This is a genomic window from Colwellia sp. MB3u-4 (assembly GCF_014077065.1).
Lineage (GTDB): Bacteria > Pseudomonadota > Gammaproteobacteria > Enterobacterales > Alteromonadaceae > Cognaticolwellia.
Window position 1 is genome coordinate 158,034 of record NZ_JACGVE010000074.1, and the last position, 20,055, is coordinate 178,088.

Below are 20,055 nucleotides of genomic sequence, written 5' to 3' on the forward strand. Positions count from 1 at the left end.
TCCCATGGAATTTTCATACGTTAACCCAACTCAGATCCATTTTGGCCAAGGTAAAATTGCCAGTGTAACTGACGCTATTCCAAGCACTAGCAAAGTGCTGGTTATTTACGGTGGTGGCTCAATCAAAAAAAATGGTGTTTATCAACAAGTACAAAATGCCTTAAGCCAGCATACTTGGACAGAGTTTTCCGGTGTTGAGCCTAATCCAACGATGGAGAATTTAGATAAGGCTGTTGCCCTAGTTAAAGCGGAAAAAGTTGATTTTATACTAGCGGTTGGTGGCGGTTCAGTGATCGATGGTGCGAAATATATTGCTGCCGCTGCATGTTATGACGGTGCCGGCTGGGACATTCTATTAGGTAAGCATACCGTTACTAAAGCTATTGCCATTGGCGCTGTATTAACCTTACCTGCTACCGGCTCAGAGTCTAATTCGGGTTCCGTTATTACCCGCGCAGCAACTCAAGATAAACTGCCATTCTCCTCGCCAGCCGTGCAACCAAAGTTTGCCGTGCTTGATGCCGATGCGATGAAAACATTACCAGAACGTCAATTAATTAATGGTTTGGTTGATGCTTGGGTACATACCTGTGAGCAATATTTAACTATGCCAACGGGTGCTATGGTACAGGACGGTTACGCAGAAGCCTTACTTAAAAACTTGCTAACTTTGGCTAAGCAATATGACCAACATGAAACACTACAATGGCGTGAAAATCTCATGTGGACAGCAAATCAAGCACTTAATGGCTTGATTGGTGCCGGTGTACCGCAAGACTGGGCAACACATATGATTGGCCATGAAATGACCGCACTTTACGGCGTTGATCACGCACGCTCGCTAGCGATTGTACAACCCTCATTATTGCGCAACCAACTGACGGTTAAAAAAGCTAAGTTAGAGCAGCTAGGTCATAATGTTTTTGCCTTAGCGGCAGGTGATGATTTAGCTGAACGCACAATTGTTGCTATTGAAGCCTTCTACCATAGCTTAAATGTTGCTACACAATTAACTGAACACGGCGATGATAAAGCTAGCGCTATTGATAAGATCATTGCACAGCTTGAAGCACACAAGATGACAGCGCTAGGTGAACACCAAGCCATTACCTTAACGCAAAGTCGTGAAATATTGCAGTTAGCGGTTAAGTAACAGTCTGTAAGCTAATAGTCTGTAAGCTAATAGTCTGTAAAATGAGTAACGCTCAATAAAAAAACTAAGCGAGTAGTATTTTCAGTACTCGCTTAGTATTGCCGCTATTTACTTAACGGCTGATTTGATAACACACCTCTGATCTCGTTTAGCGCGTCTACCGCAAAACCTTGATCATAAAAGTACAATATTTCGCCTTTATTATTTAGCAGCACCACACGGGCATTAGAAATATTTTCATTACCGGTAAAAGCCTGAACTTGTTCACCATCGTCATAAATTGTCACTACCCCTTGCCATAGAGGTTTTGGAATGCCAGATCGCATACCATTATCAATAAAGGTACTGAACATTTGTGGAAATAAGCCTTGAATAGTAGGTACTTCATAAACTTTTACCTGGGTATCGGTTACATCTAAAGCAATTAACCAACGATCAATATCAAACTGTGAATTTTGCACATAACCAATCAAAAGTAAGGTTACGTCGTCAGTAAAATCACTTGGAATGGTGAATGATTTTTTTTCTAAGGTTTGACCCACTACGGTTGGAAATATTTCTCCGGTAATATTTTTATTTGGATATTGTGTGCTACAAGCTGTTAGCAACAATAGCACCAAAAAATAGCTTATTATTCGCATGTTATGCTCCTGCTTAATCTGTTGAAAAACAATACGTCAGCGCTTTTATTTTGGTTCACAGCATAAACCAATAAGCAGATGACATTTAATAGCAAAAATAGTCGAAAAGTGCCAATAAACGGGTGGAAATAATTATAGACTTTATGGTCTAATTAACCGATGAACTCAACAAAGTGTAGTACCATTACACAATAATATGCTACTTAAGTCCTCTTAATCGCTCACGATACTTATCGCGCGCCAGTGCTTGCATATCAGTTACCGTATCGCTTTCATCAACAATTTCACGACCAAGCAAGGTTTCAATAGCATCCTCTAAAGTAACAACCCCTGAGGTTTGACCGTACTCATCTTCAACTGAGTAGATATGTATATGATTTTTAATAAACATATCTAACAACTGCTGAACCGGTAACTTTTCAGATACCGCGGCTAACTTAATCACAAAATTACTAATCGGCTCATCACCATGCCCGTTACGTTCAGCTTCATACAAATCCCCTTTAATCACTTTACCGGTGATATCATCAATGGTTTTACCGTAAACCGGTATGCGGGAGAATTGCCGAGTTTGTTCATGATTTAGCGCCGCCGTGACGGTTATGTCTTGATGTAACATGTGCACTACCGTGCGTGGCGTAAATACATCGCCAGTGTGTAATTCTCGCAAATTTAATATATTTGATAAATATTCGTTTTCTTGCGAGAACAGACTGCCATCTTTGTAGCTTAATGACGCTAGGGCTATAATTTCTTCCCGAGTAATTTCATTGGCTTTACCCCGCTTGAATGAGTGCGTTAACCGAGTTGAGAGCCAAACCAATGGATAAACAATTCTCACCAACCAAGTGATAACAAAGGCAGAAGGTATGGCCAAACTGCGCCAGAATGTTGCTCCTAAGGTTTTAGGAATAATTTCTGAAAAATACAAAATCACCAGTGTTAACAGCACAGCAATCATGGTTTCCCACTTTTCACCAAATATACCGATAGCCTGTGCGCCAACACCTGCCGCCCCCATGGTATGTGCAAAGGTATTAAGAATTAATATACTGGCAAGTGACTCTTCTAAATGCGTTTTAACTTTTGCTAGCACCAGTCCATGCTTAGGTTTTTTTGTTTGCATTTGCTCAACAAAACTTGGCGTTATCGATAATAATACCGCCTCAAGTATTGAGCATATAAATGACACCCCAATCGCAATTGCCAAATAAATAAACAGTAAAGTCACTTAGTCATTCCAAATCTATAATATTAAATTTCACTGCTAAATAGCATATCACAATGTAGGCAAAGCACTTGGTTTGAGTGCTTAGCTTAATGGTATTAGTAGGGATTGAGGTGATTAATTAAACAAAGCAGTGACAAATTTATTGCCAGGATAGATTTTAATTTTTTGACGGTAACTCGCTGTATTAATTTTGCACAAATATAAATAATACATTTTTTTGAAAGCATATTAAAAATTTACAGCAAACAGCTAAACTTTATGTAAACTTATTCGCCAACAAGGCGGCTAAAAATAACCACATTGTGTTGCCATTGAAAAGTGTGTCATTAAAAATTGTTGTCATTAAAAACAAAGCGCCAGAAACCCTCAACACATTTAGTCTTAAAACTGTTAAGGCTTACTGCTTGGCTTCATCAAGGTTTATCAAGCGAGTCAATCATGATTTAAAGTACCAGTAATAAAGTTTTATCACTTGTACTGCATGGCATTACCGCAATATATTGCGCTGTGTCATTAAAAGTTTTGAGTATTAAAGTCGCTGGGCCATACTTATTAAAACTAAAACTAAAGTAAAGTAAGAGCGCTTTATTTACGCCATAAAATCTTCTAAAAACCAAGCTGCAAACTCATGCCGCCCTTCTACATTGGCTTTGCTATATATCACAGAGGCTTGCTGGCGAACCGTTTTGTCTTTGGTATTTCTAACACCGCTTATTTCTTTGAAGCTTAGTCCTTTAAGCAGCAACATGGCAATTTCTTGCTCACTAAGTGTTAAGTGCCATTGTTCAAACTGGCCATGAATAACATGACTGTAGGCATGGCGAGCATTTTTCATTTCTTGAGAAATATTTCTCAATTTATCATCTGAAACGACTAACTCTTGTTTTAGCCTAACGGTATTTAATGTGCGAGAACGTATATCTTTAACTAAAAGCAGCGCACCAAAACCAGAAACTATCACAATAAGACTTTCTGAGAAAACATGCCACATAGGTACACCTAAAGAAATATCAGTGATCACGTCAAAAAAATTTAATAGCATTATTATAACTAAAATTAACACTATCACTTTATCCTTCATAAAACCTCTTTATATCAATAAGTTAAATATACAATAGACAAATGTACCATCACGAAGAATAAACCTAAATTAAGTAAGGTTCGACCTATGTCTAATGACCCTTGATATAATAACAGTAATAATTACCTTACAACGTTTAATTACCTGTGAATTTATTGTATGTCGTTATTACTGGTGAAAGAAATACCTCAGATACTTAGCTGCAAATATACGCTATTTTATTTATGCTTTATGGTGCTATTTCAAATATCGTCAGCATTTGCCTTTGAAAAAAGCCAAGTCGTTGACCTGTCTTCGCTTGGCGCTTTTGAGCTAAAATTTTCCACCGTTAAAAAAGCAAACTTTATGGTAGGTCAGCATTTAATTGGCGAGGTAAGCTACAAACCTGGTGACACTATTGCTAGTGTTGAAGGCTATCGAGCGTTTTATCAATTTGAAGTTCTGCTATTTTTTAAAGACATAGAAAAACTTAAAGATATACTTAAGCCAATTTGCCAACCCACCAAGTTAAAATACTGGATCACTCCTGTTTTACAATCTGGCCACTTTTAACTCCACAGCAATAAAAGAGAAATAATATGAATATTAATAGGCAACAAGTTTTCGTCTGGAGTCGTAAAGTCAGGCTTTTTCATTGGATAAATGTCATTGCAATTTTATTACTCATTGCGATAGGCACAGTTATATTAAATGGCAAAACATTGGGCCTGAGTACCGAAGGTAAAGTATTATTAAAAACCATACATGTGTTGGTGGGATATGTTTTTGCGAGTAACTTAATTTTTAGATTAATCATAGCTTTTGTTGGTAAAGGTTATGAGCGGTGGCATAAAATCCTGCCTTTTAAAAAAGGCTTTAAAGCTGAATTAGTTGCATTTACACAAGGTAAAAAGTTAGCTTACAAAGGCCATAGCCCTGCAGGTAAATTGATGATACTAGCACTGTTATCCGCCATGACAGTGCAAATGATCTCAGGTCTTGTTATCGCCGGCACCGACATTTACTACCCACCCTTTGGTCAATATTTTGCTGAAAGTATTGCCATCAATAAAGACAATATAGCGGCGATAAGACCTTATTCAAAAGAAAACATTGATGCAGCGGCTTATCAAGTGATGAGAGATTTTCGAAAACCTTTTATTACCGCTCATGTTTATGCTTTTTACTGTCTGCTATTGCTTATTCCACTGCATATTATTGGGGTGATTATTGCTGAAAGACGGGAAAAAAGCGCCCTTGTTTCTGCCATGTTCAATGGTTATAAATACCTACCCAAGCATAAGACTGATGAGCATTAAAGCTTAATTTTTATTAAAAACTAAAGATAATTAAAAACGAAAAAATACTGACAATAATCCTAAACACCACTCTAGCAGGTGGTGTTTAACGGCTGTTTGAATGAAAAAATTTGAATCCACATCACCAATATAGAAAGTGAAAATAGCGTGTGAAAAATAGGTCTGGAAATACACTTTATAAAAATCGCGCGATCAAGATTAGCAAGCCGATAAGTTCCTCAACAAACAGGCTAAATATAGCTTATATTGACCTAACCATATTAATGTTAGATTAGGGATATTAATAAAAAATAGCGCCTTTAGGCCAGAAGAGTACTCAGTAAAGGCGAGTATTGTTTTTTGTTTAAAGACAGTGTAACCCCGACTCTTTAGCGCACCATGATTCTTATATATCACAACCTACAACCGCTATATTCCGCATTAAAATTAAAGGCCACATCACGCTAATAACCTACACAGGTAAATACTACTGAGGTTTCACTTTGTGCGCCTAACTCATTTTATTGATTAAATTTTAACAGAACATCAAAGCGCTACTATCTTAATATAGTTGGACAACCTTGGTTTAATAGACGATAGTTTAAGTATCTTAGCCACTAATAATTACTTTAAAGGAGCTCAAATTGGAGACTGAAAATTTAACTACCGTCACTATTATTTATTACCAAGAAGACAGCTTAGAATTAAAGCATGAAATTAAAAGCTATCCTAAAAATAAATCTGGCAGGGTTATTATCCCACAGGAGTTCAAACAGGATAAGTCTATATTAGCCGTCTGTCTTGGTGAGATAACTATCATAAACAAAATCGGTGATAGAATTATGTCACTTGGCATCGAAGATGAGAACTTTTAGTCTTTAAGCTTTATCGACAGCTAAGCCATATTAAATTTTTCAATCATCAGTTTATGCCTGCTTTTATTATTAAAAAATAACTAACAAAGTAACTAACAAAGTAACTAACAAAGTAACTAAAAGCTGGGCAACCGTTTTAGGTGTCAATAATTTAACTCAAGATGTTAAATTAATATTTCAAATCAATATTTCAAATCAATAATGGCTCTAACCTTATCTAAAGTTGTAATCAGCTGGCGACTAAAATTAAACGTCATGATATGACTTTCTTTTTTGCCTTCGCGTAATAGTTCATTAAAATGGCTAATTTGATAATTATAGCCATGGGTTTTACAGTCAAAAAATACCGATTCTTCATTATTATCTTTAATTAAAGTCACCGTTGACGGGCTATTAAAGCCACTATTAATTTTAATAATGCCTTGCTCGCAATAAAAAATAGCTTCACTGGGGGTAGGCTCTAATAGTGTTGACGTTAGTGTTGCTACGGCATTATGGTAATTAAATACCATAGCGCAGGAAGAGTCAGCGCCATTCTCAAAAAAGCTTGCCTTGGCTGTTATGGTATCTGGCACGCCAAGTGTTGAAAGTGCAGCAAAAATAGGATAAATGCCAATATCTAAAAGACTGCCTCCTCCTAGCGATTTGTTAAAAAGCCGAGACTCTTCATTAAAGACCTTAACAAAACCAAAATCAGCTTCAATTTTCAGAAGATTGCCATAAGTTTTGCGACTCAGCTCTGCTAAGACAAAATTATAATGCGGCAGAAAATAGGTCCAAAGTCCTTCCATCAGCAGAGTATTATGTTTAGTGGCAGCAGCAATCATGCTATTCACTTCATCGATATTCATAGCAAAAGGTTTTTCACATAATACCGCCTTGCCCTGCTCTAAACACAACAGGGTATTTTCTTGATGTAAAGAGTGTGGCGTTGCTATGTAAACAGCATCAATGTTTTCATCGTTTACTAACGCTTCATAGCTACCGTAGGATTTAATTGCTTGATATTTTTCGGCAAAGTCATCAGATTTTTGCTGTGTTCTTGATGCAACCGCATAAAGTTCAGCACCTTCCACGGTTAATAAATCTGTCGCAAACTTATTGGCTATATTACCTAAACCAATAATTCCCCAACGTATATTTCTATTTTTCAGTGACTTCATTGACTATTTCTCAATATAAAAAGTGACAGGAAAAGGATTTTCTCATGCGTCTAATCGCCCTAGAGATGGCACAACGACCTACAGCTAGAAAATACTTTCTTTAAATTATTCAACATAAATGAAACTACCAATAGTTAGCCTGCCTATTTTAGGATCTGAAGACAAACCTAATATCGGATTAATGTCACCTGAGTGTAAGGCCATACTGGGATAGATCACGGCTCTATTCATACCGGCAGCCACTGAATGAAATTGCTCAAAAAGGCTATTATCTGAGTTTACGTAGCAGGGGTTTTTATGTAACTGATGCGCCATAGCCTCCTTTTTAAGCTGCTGACCATAACTGACTAAACGCGCTGAGGTGATGCGCTCAAATGCACTGGCCCGGTGTCGATAAAAAGAAGTTCCGCCATGTTCTGGCTCACATAAGTAATGTACTACCGCCAATTGATTAATATTGGCGGTATCAAAATGCGGCAGCATTTGTATCGGCTTTAAATGCTCGGGAGCTCTATCTGAAACAGCAAATGCAGACATTAATGCTCTAGCACTAGTGGCGGTATCAAAACCAAAATATGATTTAAATAGCGGTAAGTATTTTTTACAAATTTGTTCACTATATATTTCTGGTGCTAAAAAACGTTTGCCCGGATAGAAGTTTTGTTGATCGGCTCTAAATAATGAGCCATCACCCGCGCAGGAAATTAAATCATCAGGTTTGTTGGCAAAACCATCAATAATCAACAAGGGTATATTTTCTTTACCAATCGTCAGCTTAGTTAAGCTAGGATTATCATTTAGTGTAAAATCTAACATCGAATAACGTTTACCCTTGCTAAATCTCTAGTGATTAACTTAGAGACTTATTTTTTAAATCAATTAGTGTATGAATTTGCCCTAAAGATATCATCATTGTATGTATGGCAGACAGTAAGCCACTTTGATGTAAAGATAAAATTTGTTCATTGTTTAATGCTGCGAGTTTCACTTCGTCAATGGTATATAAACCGGCTAATTTAGTAGCGCTTTGATTCATAAAAGTAATGTCTAACGACATGGGTTTAATTAATGCCATTGACGTTAGAGTCGCTATTAATACTTTATTTTCTTTTTCACCCAGCAGTAATTGCGTAAGATTTGCTTTCACGGTTTTAAAATAGCTAGATTCATCACCTTTTTCATCAAAAAGTGCCTGTCCGATTTCTTCTGATACTGCGGGACTATCGGTATTCAAGCAAACAGCAAGTTCGTTATGATGCTTTTCATCGCTCGTTTCAACAAAAAATGGTTGTCGCCTTATTTGCAATGGCACATAGAGTCCTTGCCATTGTGCTTGCTGCCAAAATAAGTTTTCATTTTCCTCAAAGCCTAACATCGCAGAAAATACAAACTGTCCTGTGTCGCCATTTTTAGTCAGTACAATCGGATATTGTACTGCTAAATGAATAAACTCAGCTAAAACAACCGGAATCAGGGGTAAATTAGCACCATGGTGTTCAACTTTATTGAGATCTATTTTAGTGTTTAAATGCTTTTTATTATCTACTGCGACTAAACTAGCCATGTATAATTTCTCTTGTTCGCTGATGACTTAAATTCGGTTAAAGCCAAATTCAATAATTTTATTAATTAATTCACGGTTTTTCGGCAGTGTCGCTACCGCTTTGTCGGTGAGTTTTTTATTTTGCGCAAATTGATGTTGTGCAAAATCAATATTATCGAGTGCATAAGTGTTTTGGCTATAATCGCTTTTAAAACCCATACCATATAAAACATACTGATAACTTGCCGCAGGAAAAACTTCATTATTACTGGTAAAGTCATGATCAGCAGGTGCTCGATATTGCCAAAGCGCCATCGCTTCTTTTAAACTTTCAGGAATAGAGTCAGGATTGCGGTTATCAGTCCAAAAAGCGTTATCAGTTCTTTTACTTAAAATGTAATGTAACTTAAGAAAGTCGATGATTTTTTCCCATCGATAAAGAAACGTTTCATTAAAGCGCTTGGCGGCTATGTCCATAATGTCACGAGACTGCGGCAATTGTTCACTGATCATTTGTGCTGACAATTCTACCATCACCAAAGCAGAGGCCTCTAATGGCTCTAAAAATCCTGCCGACAAGCCTACCGCCACACAATTGTTTTGCCACATTTTTTCTCTATGACCACTAACAATTGGAATTTTCCGTACCGTTAGTGATGAAAATTTATCACCAACATACTTAGCTAATACTGCCCTGGCCTGCTCTTCAGATGAATATTTACTCGAATATACATAACCAACACCGCGGCGATGTTGTAAGCCAATATCCCATATCCAACCTGCTTCTTGGCCAGTTGACACGGTATGAGAGGCAATTGGCGAATCGGCATCATCATAGGGCACTTGTACTGCTAACGCCGTATCAATAAATAATACGTCACTGCAGCTCTTAAATGGCACTTGATAATGCTGACCTAAAAGCAGCGAAGAGAAACCAGTGCAATCAACAAATAGATCACCGGTAACATCCGCATTATTTTCAGTACTCACGGATGAAATATCACCGTTTGGGGCTGAATTAACACCCGTAACGTTATCAATAATATGAGTAACCCCAAGCTTTTCTGTGCAATGCTTTTGTAAAAACACAGAAAACTTCACAGAGTCTAGGTGATAGGCATAATTTGCAACCGCCGCAAACTCAGGCGTTCTAATCGTTTTAGGCGCTAAGCCATTTTCACAAACCGACTCTTGAAAACAAACGTCTTCAGAAAATGATTTAGTCCCTGCTTGGCCTTGCTTTGCCAACCAATGCGCCGCTAAGTCGCCTTGTGAAAATCCTTGTGGCAGCACTAAGGGATGATAATAAAAATCATCTTCACTACCATCAACCCATTTAGCAAATTTTGCGCCTTGCTTAAAACTGGCATCACATTCGCGAATAAAATCTGTTTCACTAATACCTAACGCACTCAACGTACTGCGCATAGTGGGCCAAGTTCCCTCTCCAACGCCAATAGCCGGGATATTAGGAGACTCAACTAAAACCACAGTTAAACCTTGTTCCGTATTACTTTTATGTTTTGCTGCTAAACGCCCAGCAGTCAGCCAGCCCGCTATTCCGCCACCAACAACAACGACTTTTTTGGTCAATTTATTCATAGTTAATCTGCTAATGTTATTTTAGCTCTCGTTTAGTAAGAGAGTATTGAAGTAGACTTTTACTTCTAGAGGAAGTAAAAGTCTTTATGCATAACTAAGATTATAAATTATAAAGCTTAGAAGCTACCGCGTACGCCCAATGAAATACGACGGCCACTATCAACAACGTCGAGTATTTGATTAGAGAAACGACCACGGCTATGAGTGTATTCTTCAGTTAAGTTAATACCCTCAACAAACACGGTGATTTTTTCAGTGACATCAAAACTAGCACTAGCATCCCACTGTGCGTAATCTTCAACGTAAGTCACACCATCACCGCCACCTTGGCTAAGGCTTTGCAAGAAAGTGTCACGCCAGTTGTAAGCGATACGTGCTTGTAATGGACCATTTTCATAAAAAGCCACTAAGTTAGCCGAGTCACTTAAACCGGTAACCGCAAATACTTGTGTAATGTCAGTATTATCAAGTTCAGCATCACTATCAACAAGCGTTGCGTTCGCTAAAAGACCAAAACCTGTGTCACCAAAAGTATGCTGGGCTGCAATTTCCCAACCGTCTACTATTGCTGATTCACCATTACTAGGAGCCGTATTAGTAAAAGTCGCCACACTATCTTCACTATCAGGCGCACTAACATCAGTACCCGTAGACGGATCTGTTAATAAACTACCATCAGCTGTTACAAAAGTTTTTGCTAGCTTGGTGTTGGTAATAAAGTTAGCAACATGCTTTCTAAAATAACCGGCAGAAACATAGCTTGCTTCGTCATAATACCACTCAAGTGACAAATCTAAGTTATCAGAACTAAAGGGGACTAAAGCTGAATTACCACTTGATGACTGTAAGTTACCTTGACGAGTCGTTTGCAAAGAAGTGATAGGTCTTAAACTACTTAAGGTAGGACGTGTTAAGGTTTTTGAAACGGCTACACGAGCAATTAAATCTTCATTTATTTCTAATTTAACACTGAAATTAGGTAAAATTTCACTGTAACTATTATTTTCCGTAAAGTTAGTTGTATCACCGTATGCCGCTAACATTTCAGTTGCATCCAGAATACGTAAACTTTGAGGGTTTGCTTGCGAAGCACTCACCGCAACATCTGTAGTTTCATAGCGGAAACCTGCGGTACTATAAATAAACATATTGGCTATTTCGCCATAAAAATCAAGTTCTAAGTATAGAGATGCTGTTTCTTCTTCAACTTCAAAAGAGTTGTTGGTTTTAACGGCGTCAAAGTCGACACCTTCAATATTACCTAAGAAATCAAATAAGGCTTCACCATCAAAACTTAACCATTGTGTCGGTGAACGGCCACTGCCACTTACGCTACTTAAAAAGTCATCACCGGCATCAAATACTTCCTGAGGGAAAGCGCTAACATCTGGAAAATCTTTATAGTTACAGTAAGTACAGTGAATACCGCTTTCATCATTATTCCAGGTATTTACCGTTTTAGTTTCAGACGAGAACATAGCGCCAAATCTTGCTTTAGCAAAACCTGTGTCGCCATCAGCCGCCCAAACACTGTCCCAGCGAAGTTGCGTAATATCGTCTTCAACTTCATCACCACCACGGATCATCACGTGTGCGCCGCTGTTAGCCGTATCTAAATAATCAGATACACCTGCAGGGGCAACATAATCAGGACTTGTCGGGTCTTGGTTAACACCATCGCCTTCTTGCTGACCACTGTATATTGAATCATTGGCGGTTGCGAAATCTGAGTAATAAGGCAAAATATTATCATCAAGATTCCATTGCACACGGTTAGCATAGCCTAATAACGCTAAGTTACCGCCTCGACCATTGTTAGCCGCGCGTGTCGCATTCGAGTTACTAATATCAAACTGCATGTTTAAGTTATCATTAACATCCCAGTCAAAATTAAGACCAAATGAAGTAGACTCTGTTAAACGGTCGCCCTTTTTCGCATGAAAATCAGTCGCTAAACCCACTTGTTGATACATCTCAGTAACCGTGCCATTTTCATCAACAACAATGTTTTCTGCGTTATCAGAAGTAAACCAGTGACCGTATGATGTGGTATCAGAATTAACATCAAAATCAGAATATAAAACATCTGCAGTAACAATTAAGTTATCGGCAGGCGCGTACTGTAAAACTAAATTAGCATTAGTACGTTCACGTTTTTCAGTAGTAACTAAAGAATCAAAGTTTTGAGGAATAAAGACGTTACCTACGTAATCATCTCCTGATGCTGTTTTTGGTGTCCCACGAGTGAATGATGAGTTTTCTCGCCAACCAGCAGATTGTGCTCTATTTAAACGCGTTTCACGCTCTAAGTAAGAAACAGCAAATAAAGCACCAAAAGTGTCATCGTTAAAGGTATCACTGATTAATAAAGAGGCTTGTGGTGTGGTCTCTTCACTATTGCCATCGTAAATACCTTTAAGGCTACCCGCTAACTTAAAACCACCAATAGCGAAAGGTTTAGCTGTTTCAATATTAATAGTAGAACCGATACCGCCAGACTGCATGGTTGCTGTCGATGTTTTATGCACATCTAGCGTCTTCACCATTTCAGCCGCAATAGTGTCAAAACTAAAATCGCGACCTGCGCTTTCAGTTGCTTGTTGACGACCATTAACTAATACCGTGTTAAATTGTGGACCAAAACCACGAACAGTAATTTTTTGACCTTCGCCGCCTGAACGATCAATTGAAACACCTGAGATACGTTGCAGTGACTCTGCAAGGTTAGTGTCTGGAAACTTACCTATGTCTTCTGCTGAAACTGAATCTACAACACCACTTGCTTCACGCTTGGTGTCCATAGCACGGCTCAGTGCCCCCCGAATCCCCCGAACTTCAATGATTTCTACTTCTTTAGCTGTACTTGCTGTTTCTGCAATTGAAGGTGCCGCTGCGACTGTAGTTAAAACCGCTAATACTGCACTTGCTACTTTATTTTTTTTATAATGTGCCATGTTGTTTGTTCTCTCAAATCTTGAATCTATTAAGATAGATAACTGCCCACTCTCGCTAATATCTGTTTTAAGCCCGGTATTTCTGAGTAACTTATTCAGCGCATTCATCACAGAAAAACTACCTGAAACTCGATTTGTTTGCTTATCCGCAATTTTATTTAACGGAAAAAGTAACGTTATATCGGCCTGTTCAGCAAAACTTATTAACGATATGTCGGCTCTTTGTCTGGGAATATTGAAAGATATTTTTTCCTTGGCATGCACCCAACTAGGTAGGCTAAAAAGCATAACAATACAGAAAAAATGTACTTTAAATTTCAAATATTCCACATGTATAGATTTTCGCCATACATAAAACAAAGACGACTGGTCTATTTTTTTCCTCCATAAGGATTTAGAAATTATGGTTGAATTATTTTTTGAGAGAAAACCCAGCATTACTTTTTTTAAGCCTTATTTAATTTTTATGGTGCTTTTTATTGGCAAAAAACGAAAGACGAATAAAACAAAAATATAAACCCAGCGGCCACCCACTGACTTTTAGACTTGCTTAACGTTACTGTTTATATTTTATTTATTACAACTACTTGCTCAAAATTATGGTATCTATTTTATTTATGACAACTAAATTACAACTGATCGACCTTATTCAACTCTACGCAGAATTACAAGTGATGAATAGATTCAATAAATTCGATAGCAGCGGTTTTTGTAAAGCACATTTAAAATGTGTGGCTAATATCTTTGAGTTCTCTTTGAGTGAGTTTTCAGCTCTCTGATTAAAATGGCACAGTAACTTTTTTAGTCGCTGCTTTTTAGTATCCGCTTTGAAAAATAAATATTTGTTAATAGGTTATAATATGTCATTTATTGCTAGCGGATTTTTTAACATGAATCGTCTTAATGGTTACTAAGGTAATTTAATGGTTTGCACATCAAACGTTAACTATAAATCATTACCAAAAATTACAATAATAAATAGAAGTAACCTAATGTCGAGCGACACCTTATTTTATAAAATATATTTAGCATCGAGAAAAAGTATTTCTCGCGTGGTATCTCGCATTGTTCCTCCGGATGAAATTGAAGATATTGTTCAAGAAACCTATGTACGTATTTGCCAAATAGAAAATAAAGAAAATATTACTTCACCAAAATCGTTTATGTATAGAACAGCACGGAACTTAGCGCTAGATTATCAAAAAAGAGCCGGTGTTAAACTTGTTGACCGTGTTGACGATCTACAAGCTTTGGAGTATTTATTATCAAATGACGTTGATGAAATGTATGAAAACACTTTAATTAACAATGAATTTTCGCACTTTTGCGAAGCCGTCAGACAATTACCCACACAATGTCGCAAAGTTTTTGTATTAAAAAAAGTGTATGGATATTCGCAGCGTGAGATCGCTGCTCAATTAGGCCTTAGTGAAAGTACCGTGGAAAAACATATAGCAACCGGCATGAAGCGTTGCACGCTCTTTATGCGAAACATTAATAAACTAGAGAGTAAATCTTCTGCTAGCACTTCTCAAAGTATTGCTGGAGGCACTCATGAATAATGTTCATCAAATTAATAAAAAATCGACTCAACAGCAATCAGCTGAGCGTTTAGAAGAAACCCGCTTAAATGATGCTAGCGATTGGATCGCTAAATTAGATCGTAGCTTAACGACATTAGAAAAAAAGCAGCTAACTGAATGGTTGTCGACTGATGTTTTAAATATTGAAGTTTTATTTGAAGTAGCGCAAATGTGGGACAAGATGGACCACTTAAGTCGTTTATCTGATATTTTTCCACAAGCTAACGTTAAGAAAAAACAAACAAGAAATGCTATTACCGCGGTGGCCGCTTCATTTATTGTCGCATTAACGCTTATGCTTTATCAAAGTGGCTCCAACCTTCTACCCTTTGCCCAAAGCACATCTACTATCGTTGCAATGCAGGCAAGTTATCAAACCAATATTGGTGAAAGTAATACCATTAATTTACCTGACAACAGTAAAATAGTGCTTAACACTAATAGTTTTGTACAAGTTAAATATAGCCAAAACTCTCGAATAATTGAGTTACTACGTGGTGAAATTCATATCGATGTGGCACACGACACCGCACGACCTTTAAGTGTTATTGTTGGAGGTAAAGTTATTCAAGCCGTGGGCACTGCTTTTAACGTCGAAGTGCGCAATGAATTAGTCGAATTGATTGTCACTGACGGTAAAGTGTTGGTCGCACAAAAAGATAATACCCTTGACGATGGCATTGAGCAGATAGCAAAAAGACTACCAAAAAATTCGATGGCGATATCAAAAGGCGAAAAAGTCGACTTAGACACATCAGGTAAAACACAAGAGAAAGTCAGAAAAGTAGACCCCATAGAAATGGCGGCTAACTTAAGCTGGCGTCAGGGCAATTTAATATTTCGTGGTGAGTCGCTTGCAGACACAATGACAGAGATTAGCCGCTATACTGATATAGAATTTGAATTAGCTGATGATAAAGAACTTCAAAAAATACAAGTCGCTGGTATGTTTAAAACAGGTGATGTCACTGGCTTACTTGATGTGCTGACACGTAATTTTAATATTAGCTATCAAAAAGTTGGCCCACATAAAATCGTCTTAAAATATGCTGGTTAATACTTGCATGACATGAAAACCAAAGGCTTAGCTTTTCATATTAAGCCTTCAAAAAAAGCCTTTAAACCACCGTTCTAGATTGACCATTATGCAAAATAATGGTCTTTTTATTTCAAGCGCTTAATTAAAAAATCAACACAATAACAATAAAGGAAAAAGCATGACTGAACAAACACATTTAGCTGGTTTAAATGGCAGACAACAAACGCCAGAAGAGGTTAATTCCTCGTTTTTATATGTACTCTTTATTTCTTCTGTCGCTGCTTTAGGTGGTTTTCTTTTTGGTTTCGACTCCGGCGTTATCAATGGCACAGTAACAGCGTTAGGCAATGCTTTTCAATCCAATGATGTGGCAACCGGATTTAATGTCGCCTCTGTTTTATTAGGTTGTGCCGTCGGCGCATTAATGGCTGGACCGATTTCTGACCGTTTCGGCCGTAAACCCATTATGATTGTTACCGCCATAATATTTGCTATCAGTGCCTTTGGCTCAGGGATATCAGATTCTTCTATTGAGTTTATTTTTTATCGACTCATTGGCGGCTTGGGCATTGGTGCTGCATCTGTTTTAGCACCGGCTTATATCGCAGAAGTTGCACCTGTTGCCTTGCGTGGTCGCCTAGCAACTCTTCAACAACTCGCCATAGTACTAGGTTTATTTGCAGCATTTTTAAGTAATTATATTATCGCCTCATCAGCAGGAAGCGCAGAAAATTCATTTTTACTCGAGCTGTCAGCTTGGCGATGGATGTTTTGGGTCGAATTAATACCAGCGACATTGTTTTTAATTGGTGTGTTATTTATTCCAGAATCACCACGTTATTTAGTGGCTAAAGGTAATATAAAACAAGCACATGATGTGTTTAAAAAAATATCAGCCGGCACTGAAGATAAGCTTATTGATGAAGTAAAAACATCATTACACGGCAATAAGAAAACTCATATTGCCGATTTATTTATTGAAGGTAAAAAGAATATACATCCCATTATTTGGGTCGGTATTGCACTTTCTGTTTTTCAGCAATTTGTCGGTATTAATGTTGTTTTTTATTATGGCGCTGAGCTATGGCAAGCGGCAGGTTTTGATGAGTCGCAATCGCTCTTAATCAATGTAATGACGGGAACAACCAATATAATTTCAACCTTTATTGCTATTGCTTTAATAGACAAGATTGGCCGAAAGCCTTTGTTATTAGTAGGCAGTATCGGCATGTTTATCAGTTTAGGCATCTTAAGCTTTATTTTTGGTAGTGCCGGCTTTGATGAATTAGGTAAAGTAGCATTGTCTGATGCGATGGGCACTTTCGCTTTGGTTACCGCTAACTTATTTGTTGTGTTTTTTGGCTTAAGTTGGGGCCCAGTAGTTTGGGTATTATTAGGCGAAATGTTTAATAATCGTATCCGTGGTGCCGCTTTAGCAATTGCCGCTAGTGCCCAATGGATCGCAAACTTTGCCATTACCATGACCTTCCCTATTATATTAGGCTCAATTGGTTTAGCCGGCGCTTACGGTTTATACACCATATCTGCGTTTATCAGTATTTTCTTTGTCGTGAAATATATCAAAGAAACCCGTGGCGTTCGTTTAGAAGAAATGGAGTAACCTTTCAGGTTGATAAGGTTCGTAAGCTTAAATGCGATCGAACCTTGTTCTTTATGCCATGGTTGATCAAATTGACAAAGTAAGTGAACCAAGTGGTGTGAATATAATTTACCTGTTCATAACATAGAAAGTGGCTGTATTAACTGATCTAGCATTGAGGGTTAAGGCGTAGTATAAGGTTAATCAATGTGAAATTAACAAGGTCATTATGGATTCATTAACACAAGTTGTCTTGGGCGGCGCGGTGGGTTATGCGGTATTAGGCAACAAAGTTGGCCACAAAGCCGCTATTTATGGTGCTATTTTAGGGACTTTGCCTGACTTAGATGTATTCCTGCCATACAGTGGTGACGTAGAAGCTTTTACTTACCATCGAGGATTCAGCCACTCGCTATTAATACACTTGTTAATCAGTCCTTTTATTGCCTGGCTACTAATCAAATGTCATCAAGCTACAGCAATTTATAAGAAGCACTGGTTTTGGCTGGTTTTCCTTTGTTTATCTACCCATGCGATTTTAGATAGCTTCACGGTTTATGGTACACAATTGTTGTGGCCTATCACTGAATATCCCTTTGCCGTCTCTAATTTATTTATTATTGATCCCCTGTATACCTTGCCGCTATTGTTTGCGTTTATTGTTATTTTTCTGCCCAGAATTAAGCCAGCAAGGGTCACAAAAATCAATCATTTTGCATTAGCCATAAGCTGCCTTTATATTTGTTGGTCTTTAACCGCAAAGTTTTATATCGACAAAAAAGTAATCATTGCGCTGAACGATAGGCAGATAGAGGTCGATCATTATTTGAGTGCACCTGCGCCTTTTTCCACCTTACTTTGGCGGGTATTGGTCATGTCAGACGGTCAATATTATGAGGGTTATGTCTCTGTATTTGACTCAGCGTCGGATGTGAGTTTAGATGCCTATCATTCGTCAGATGCTCTACTTACTAATATCAAAGATGAATGGGATGTACAGAGGCTTCAATGGTTCACTAAAGGCTTTTATTCAGTCAAAGCAGAAGAACAGAATATTGTTTTATCTGATTTACGTATGGGTGCGGAATGCCGTTATGTGTTCAATTTTATTCTCGGCGAGCAAACTAGCACTGGGATTGTTAAAAGCGATGTTGAGAAGGTGAGTGATAGGCCTGATTTAAGTATGCTTGGCAATGTTTGGGATAGAATTTGGGATGCTTCAGTTTCATTGGCTCCGCTTAAAAAAAGCGGCGTGTGTGTCAATAGGGAAAGTTGATTTTATAGCGACGTTTAACAAAACGGGCATGTTGAGTAGTGCATGCGCCCGATCGAGCCAACGAACAGCATTGTAAACCAGAAAAACCGACATTAGCATTGATGATTAACCTTAGCTTCTCCCCGCTAATTGCTGTCCCTTTTAGCGTGGTTACTAAGGCTCACTACTGCCACTTTGCTGACCTAATTCACACACAAATTTTTCTTAATAAATAGTCCACTTAGCCACCATTGTGGCCGTTCATCATCGAATTATTAATGCTAACTTTGTGCGCATTGTTGACGTTAAAGTTTGCTTTACTAACGGCAGCTAAAAGCGGTCTAAAATCACAAGTAATAATCACCTCAATTAATGGTAACTAAGATACGCTAGCTGACATTTCAATATCTATTTTAAACTTCTATCGTTTTCCAATTTTTTTGTTCCAACTATAGGTTACAATGTCCCTTGTTAATTTAGTGCCTATTGAGTAAGTCATAAAGTATGAAAATGAGTAAAATCTGCCATCGTTTGAACAATAAGTTATTGGCTGTATTAGACCAAATCAATGAAGAGGCAAAGCAAGTCGGTGGTTTTAGTCATATAAGTCACACTGTTCAGTTCGATTGCTTCCCTGCCAGTTTATTAGTGCACTGCCATTTTAGTGAAGCACAAAAGCTACGTGTTGCACAGAGCAGTCATGTTGAAACCAAATTACAAAAGCAGTTGCATAAATTTCTTTTTAAAAAAGGAATCGTGTTAAAAAATCCTAAAATGAATTTAAAACTGCAAGGTCCGGCTTAGAATCAAACAGACTATATTTCACAAGTTGTGTAATAAATATTTAGCTCGATGGATAATACTCTAATACTCACTGACCAGATGTCAACAAAGCCACCATTGCGGTCATAGGATATTAGTTAAGCCTTACGACAACTGATAGCCCAGCCTGTGTGAAAACTAATTATTGTAAGTTTTCATTATTGAGGGTTTATATCAGCTCTTTATAAGGCTTCGCGTAGCGAAGCCGATATTTATGAATATCCATGCTTTATATT

At 37.8% G+C, this 20,055-nt stretch carries 16 protein-coding genes and 1 pseudogene; 9 read left to right on the plus strand and 8 right to left on the minus strand.

Going from position 1 to position 20,055, the window contains the following annotated elements; genetic code table 11:
* Nucleotides 1–4: 4 nt before the first annotated feature.
* Nucleotides 5–1,153 carry an iron-containing alcohol dehydrogenase gene (locus H4J61_RS06200; RefSeq protein ID WP_182184373.1) on the plus strand — a complete coding sequence of 383 codons (1,149 nt, stop codon included), beginning with the start codon at nucleotides 5–7 and terminating at the stop codon, nucleotides 1,151–1,153.
* Between the two features lie 104 nt (nucleotides 1,154–1,257).
* Here the strand turns inward: H4J61_RS06200 and H4J61_RS06205 are convergent, their stop codons facing one another.
* The 3 genes from H4J61_RS06205 to H4J61_RS06215 form a co-directional block, all read right to left on the minus strand.
* Nucleotides 1,258–1,794, minus strand: a complete 537-nt coding sequence (locus tag H4J61_RS06205) for a hypothetical protein (protein WP_182184374.1) — start codon at nucleotides 1,792–1,794, stop codon at nucleotides 1,258–1,260.
* A gap of 199 nt (nucleotides 1,795–1,993) precedes the next feature.
* Nucleotides 1,994–3,025, minus strand: coding sequence for a CNNM domain-containing protein (locus H4J61_RS06210; protein WP_182135829.1), 1,032 nt, complete (start codon nucleotides 3,023–3,025; stop codon nucleotides 1,994–1,996).
* A 589-nt stretch (nucleotides 3,026–3,614) separates the two neighbouring features.
* Nucleotides 3,615–4,106, minus strand: a complete 492-nt coding sequence (locus H4J61_RS06215) for a LuxR C-terminal-related transcriptional regulator (RefSeq protein WP_182184375.1) — start codon at nucleotides 4,104–4,106, stop codon at nucleotides 3,615–3,617.
* Between the two features lie 159 nt (nucleotides 4,107–4,265).
* Here H4J61_RS06215 and H4J61_RS17895 point away from each other — a divergent pair, with 159 nt between their 5' ends.
* From H4J61_RS17895 to H4J61_RS06230, 3 genes are all read left to right on the plus strand, one after another.
* Nucleotides 4,266–4,658, plus strand: a complete 393-nt coding sequence (locus H4J61_RS17895) for a DUF3240 family protein (RefSeq protein WP_259363145.1) — start codon at nucleotides 4,266–4,268, stop codon at nucleotides 4,656–4,658.
* 26 nt (nucleotides 4,659–4,684) lie between these two features.
* Nucleotides 4,685–5,404 carry a cytochrome b/b6 domain-containing protein gene (locus H4J61_RS06225; RefSeq protein ID WP_182184376.1) on the plus strand — a complete coding sequence of 240 codons (720 nt, stop codon included), beginning with the start codon at nucleotides 4,685–4,687 and terminating at the stop codon, nucleotides 5,402–5,404.
* Nucleotides 5,405–6,027: 623 nt separating this feature from the next.
* On the plus strand, nucleotides 6,028–6,258 hold the full coding sequence (locus H4J61_RS06230; protein ID WP_182135832.1) for a TIGR02922 family protein: 231 nt from the start codon (nucleotides 6,028–6,030) through the stop codon (nucleotides 6,256–6,258).
* Nucleotides 6,259–6,440: 182 nt separating this feature from the next.
* Here H4J61_RS06230 and H4J61_RS06235 read toward each other — a convergent pair whose 3' ends face one another.
* The 5 genes from H4J61_RS06235 to H4J61_RS06255 form a co-directional block, all read right to left on the minus strand.
* The gene (locus H4J61_RS06235; RefSeq protein ID WP_182184377.1) at nucleotides 6,441–7,421 is read right to left on the minus strand and encodes a Gfo/Idh/MocA family protein; all 981 of its coding nucleotides are present in this window, start codon (nucleotides 7,419–7,421) and stop codon (nucleotides 6,441–6,443) included.
* Nucleotides 7,422–7,526: 105 nt separating this feature from the next.
* Nucleotides 7,527–8,237: a DUF6445 family protein gene (locus H4J61_RS06240; protein ID WP_182184378.1), complete on the minus strand. Its 711-nt coding sequence runs from the start codon at nucleotides 8,235–8,237 to the stop codon at nucleotides 7,527–7,529.
* 34 nt (nucleotides 8,238–8,271) lie between these two features.
* Nucleotides 8,272–8,985, minus strand: coding sequence for a SapC family protein (locus H4J61_RS06245; protein ID WP_182135835.1), 714 nt, complete (start codon nucleotides 8,983–8,985; stop codon nucleotides 8,272–8,274).
* A gap of 27 nt (nucleotides 8,986–9,012) precedes the next feature.
* A complete protein-coding gene (locus H4J61_RS06250; protein WP_182184379.1) occupies nucleotides 9,013–10,566 on the minus strand; it encodes a tryptophan halogenase family protein in 1,554 nt (517 codons plus the stop codon).
* 116 nt (nucleotides 10,567–10,682) lie between these two features.
* Entirely contained in the window at nucleotides 10,683–13,520 is a 2,838-nt protein-coding gene (locus H4J61_RS06255; RefSeq protein ID WP_182184398.1) for a TonB-dependent receptor, read from the minus strand.
* Between the two features lie 992 nt (nucleotides 13,521–14,512).
* On the opposite strand from H4J61_RS06255, the gene H4J61_RS06260 reads away from it, so the two are divergent.
* From H4J61_RS06260 to H4J61_RS06280, 5 genes and pseudogenes are all read left to right on the plus strand, one after another.
* Nucleotides 14,513–15,082 (plus strand): RNA polymerase sigma factor, encoded by a 570-nt coding sequence (locus H4J61_RS06260; protein WP_182135838.1) that lies wholly within the window; start codon nucleotides 14,513–14,515, stop codon nucleotides 15,080–15,082.
* A complete protein-coding gene (locus tag H4J61_RS06265) occupies nucleotides 15,075–16,160 on the plus strand; it encodes a FecR family protein (RefSeq protein ID WP_182184380.1) in 1,086 nt (361 codons plus the stop codon). Before H4J61_RS06260 ends, H4J61_RS06265 begins: the two co-directional genes overlap by 8 nt.
* 148 nt (nucleotides 16,161–16,308) lie before the next feature.
* Nucleotides 16,309–17,763: pseudogene (locus tag H4J61_RS06270) on the plus strand (sugar porter family MFS transporter); the annotation flags it as partial.
* Between the two features lie 208 nt (nucleotides 17,764–17,971).
* Nucleotides 17,972–19,018: a metal-dependent hydrolase gene (locus H4J61_RS06275; RefSeq protein ID WP_182184382.1), complete on the plus strand. Its 1,047-nt coding sequence runs from the start codon at nucleotides 17,972–17,974 to the stop codon at nucleotides 19,016–19,018.
* Nucleotides 19,019–19,507: 489 nt separating this feature from the next.
* Nucleotides 19,508–19,801 (plus strand): hypothetical protein, encoded by a 294-nt coding sequence (locus H4J61_RS06280; protein ID WP_182184383.1) that lies wholly within the window; start codon nucleotides 19,508–19,510, stop codon nucleotides 19,799–19,801.
* Nucleotides 19,802–20,055 lie beyond the last annotated feature (254 nt).

Excerpts from the sequence above, each read along its gene's own strand:
- H4J61_RS06250 (WP_182184379.1), bottom strand. The coding sequence starts at position 10,566 with ATGAATAAATTGACCAAAAAAGTCGTTGTTGTTGGTGGCGGAATAGCG.
- H4J61_RS06240 (WP_182184378.1), bottom strand. The coding sequence starts at position 8,237 with ATGTTAGATTTTACACTAAATGATAATCCTAGCTTAACTAAGCTGACG.
- H4J61_RS06260 (WP_182135838.1), top strand. The coding sequence starts at position 14,513 with ATGTCGAGCGACACCTTATTTTATAAAATATATTTAGCATCGAGAAAA.
- H4J61_RS06280 (WP_182184383.1), top strand. The coding sequence starts at position 19,508 with ATGAGTAAAATCTGCCATCGTTTGAACAATAAGTTATTGGCTGTATTA.
- H4J61_RS06205 (WP_182184374.1), bottom strand. The coding sequence starts at position 1,794 with ATGCGAATAATAAGCTATTTTTTGGTGCTATTGTTGCTAACAGCTTGT.
- H4J61_RS06275 (WP_182184382.1), top strand. The coding sequence starts at position 17,972 with ATGGATTCATTAACACAAGTTGTCTTGGGCGGCGCGGTGGGTTATGCG.
- H4J61_RS06265 (WP_182184380.1), top strand. The coding sequence starts at position 15,075 with ATGAATAATGTTCATCAAATTAATAAAAAATCGACTCAACAGCAATCA.
- H4J61_RS06235 (WP_182184377.1), bottom strand. The coding sequence starts at position 7,421 with ATGAAGTCACTGAAAAATAGAAATATACGTTGGGGAATTATTGGTTTA.
- H4J61_RS06255 (WP_182184398.1), bottom strand. The coding sequence starts at position 13,520 with ATGGCACATTATAAAAAAAATAAAGTAGCAAGTGCAGTATTAGCGGTT.
- H4J61_RS17895 (WP_259363145.1), top strand. The coding sequence starts at position 4,266 with ATGTCGTTATTACTGGTGAAAGAAATACCTCAGATACTTAGCTGCAAA.
- H4J61_RS06225 (WP_182184376.1), top strand. The coding sequence starts at position 4,685 with ATGAATATTAATAGGCAACAAGTTTTCGTCTGGAGTCGTAAAGTCAGG.
- H4J61_RS06215 (WP_182184375.1), bottom strand. The coding sequence starts at position 4,106 with ATGAAGGATAAAGTGATAGTGTTAATTTTAGTTATAATAATGCTATTA.
- H4J61_RS06200 (WP_182184373.1), top strand. The coding sequence starts at position 5 with ATGGAATTTTCATACGTTAACCCAACTCAGATCCATTTTGGCCAAGGT.
- H4J61_RS06245 (WP_182135835.1), bottom strand. The coding sequence starts at position 8,985 with ATGGCTAGTTTAGTCGCAGTAGATAATAAAAAGCATTTAAACACTAAA.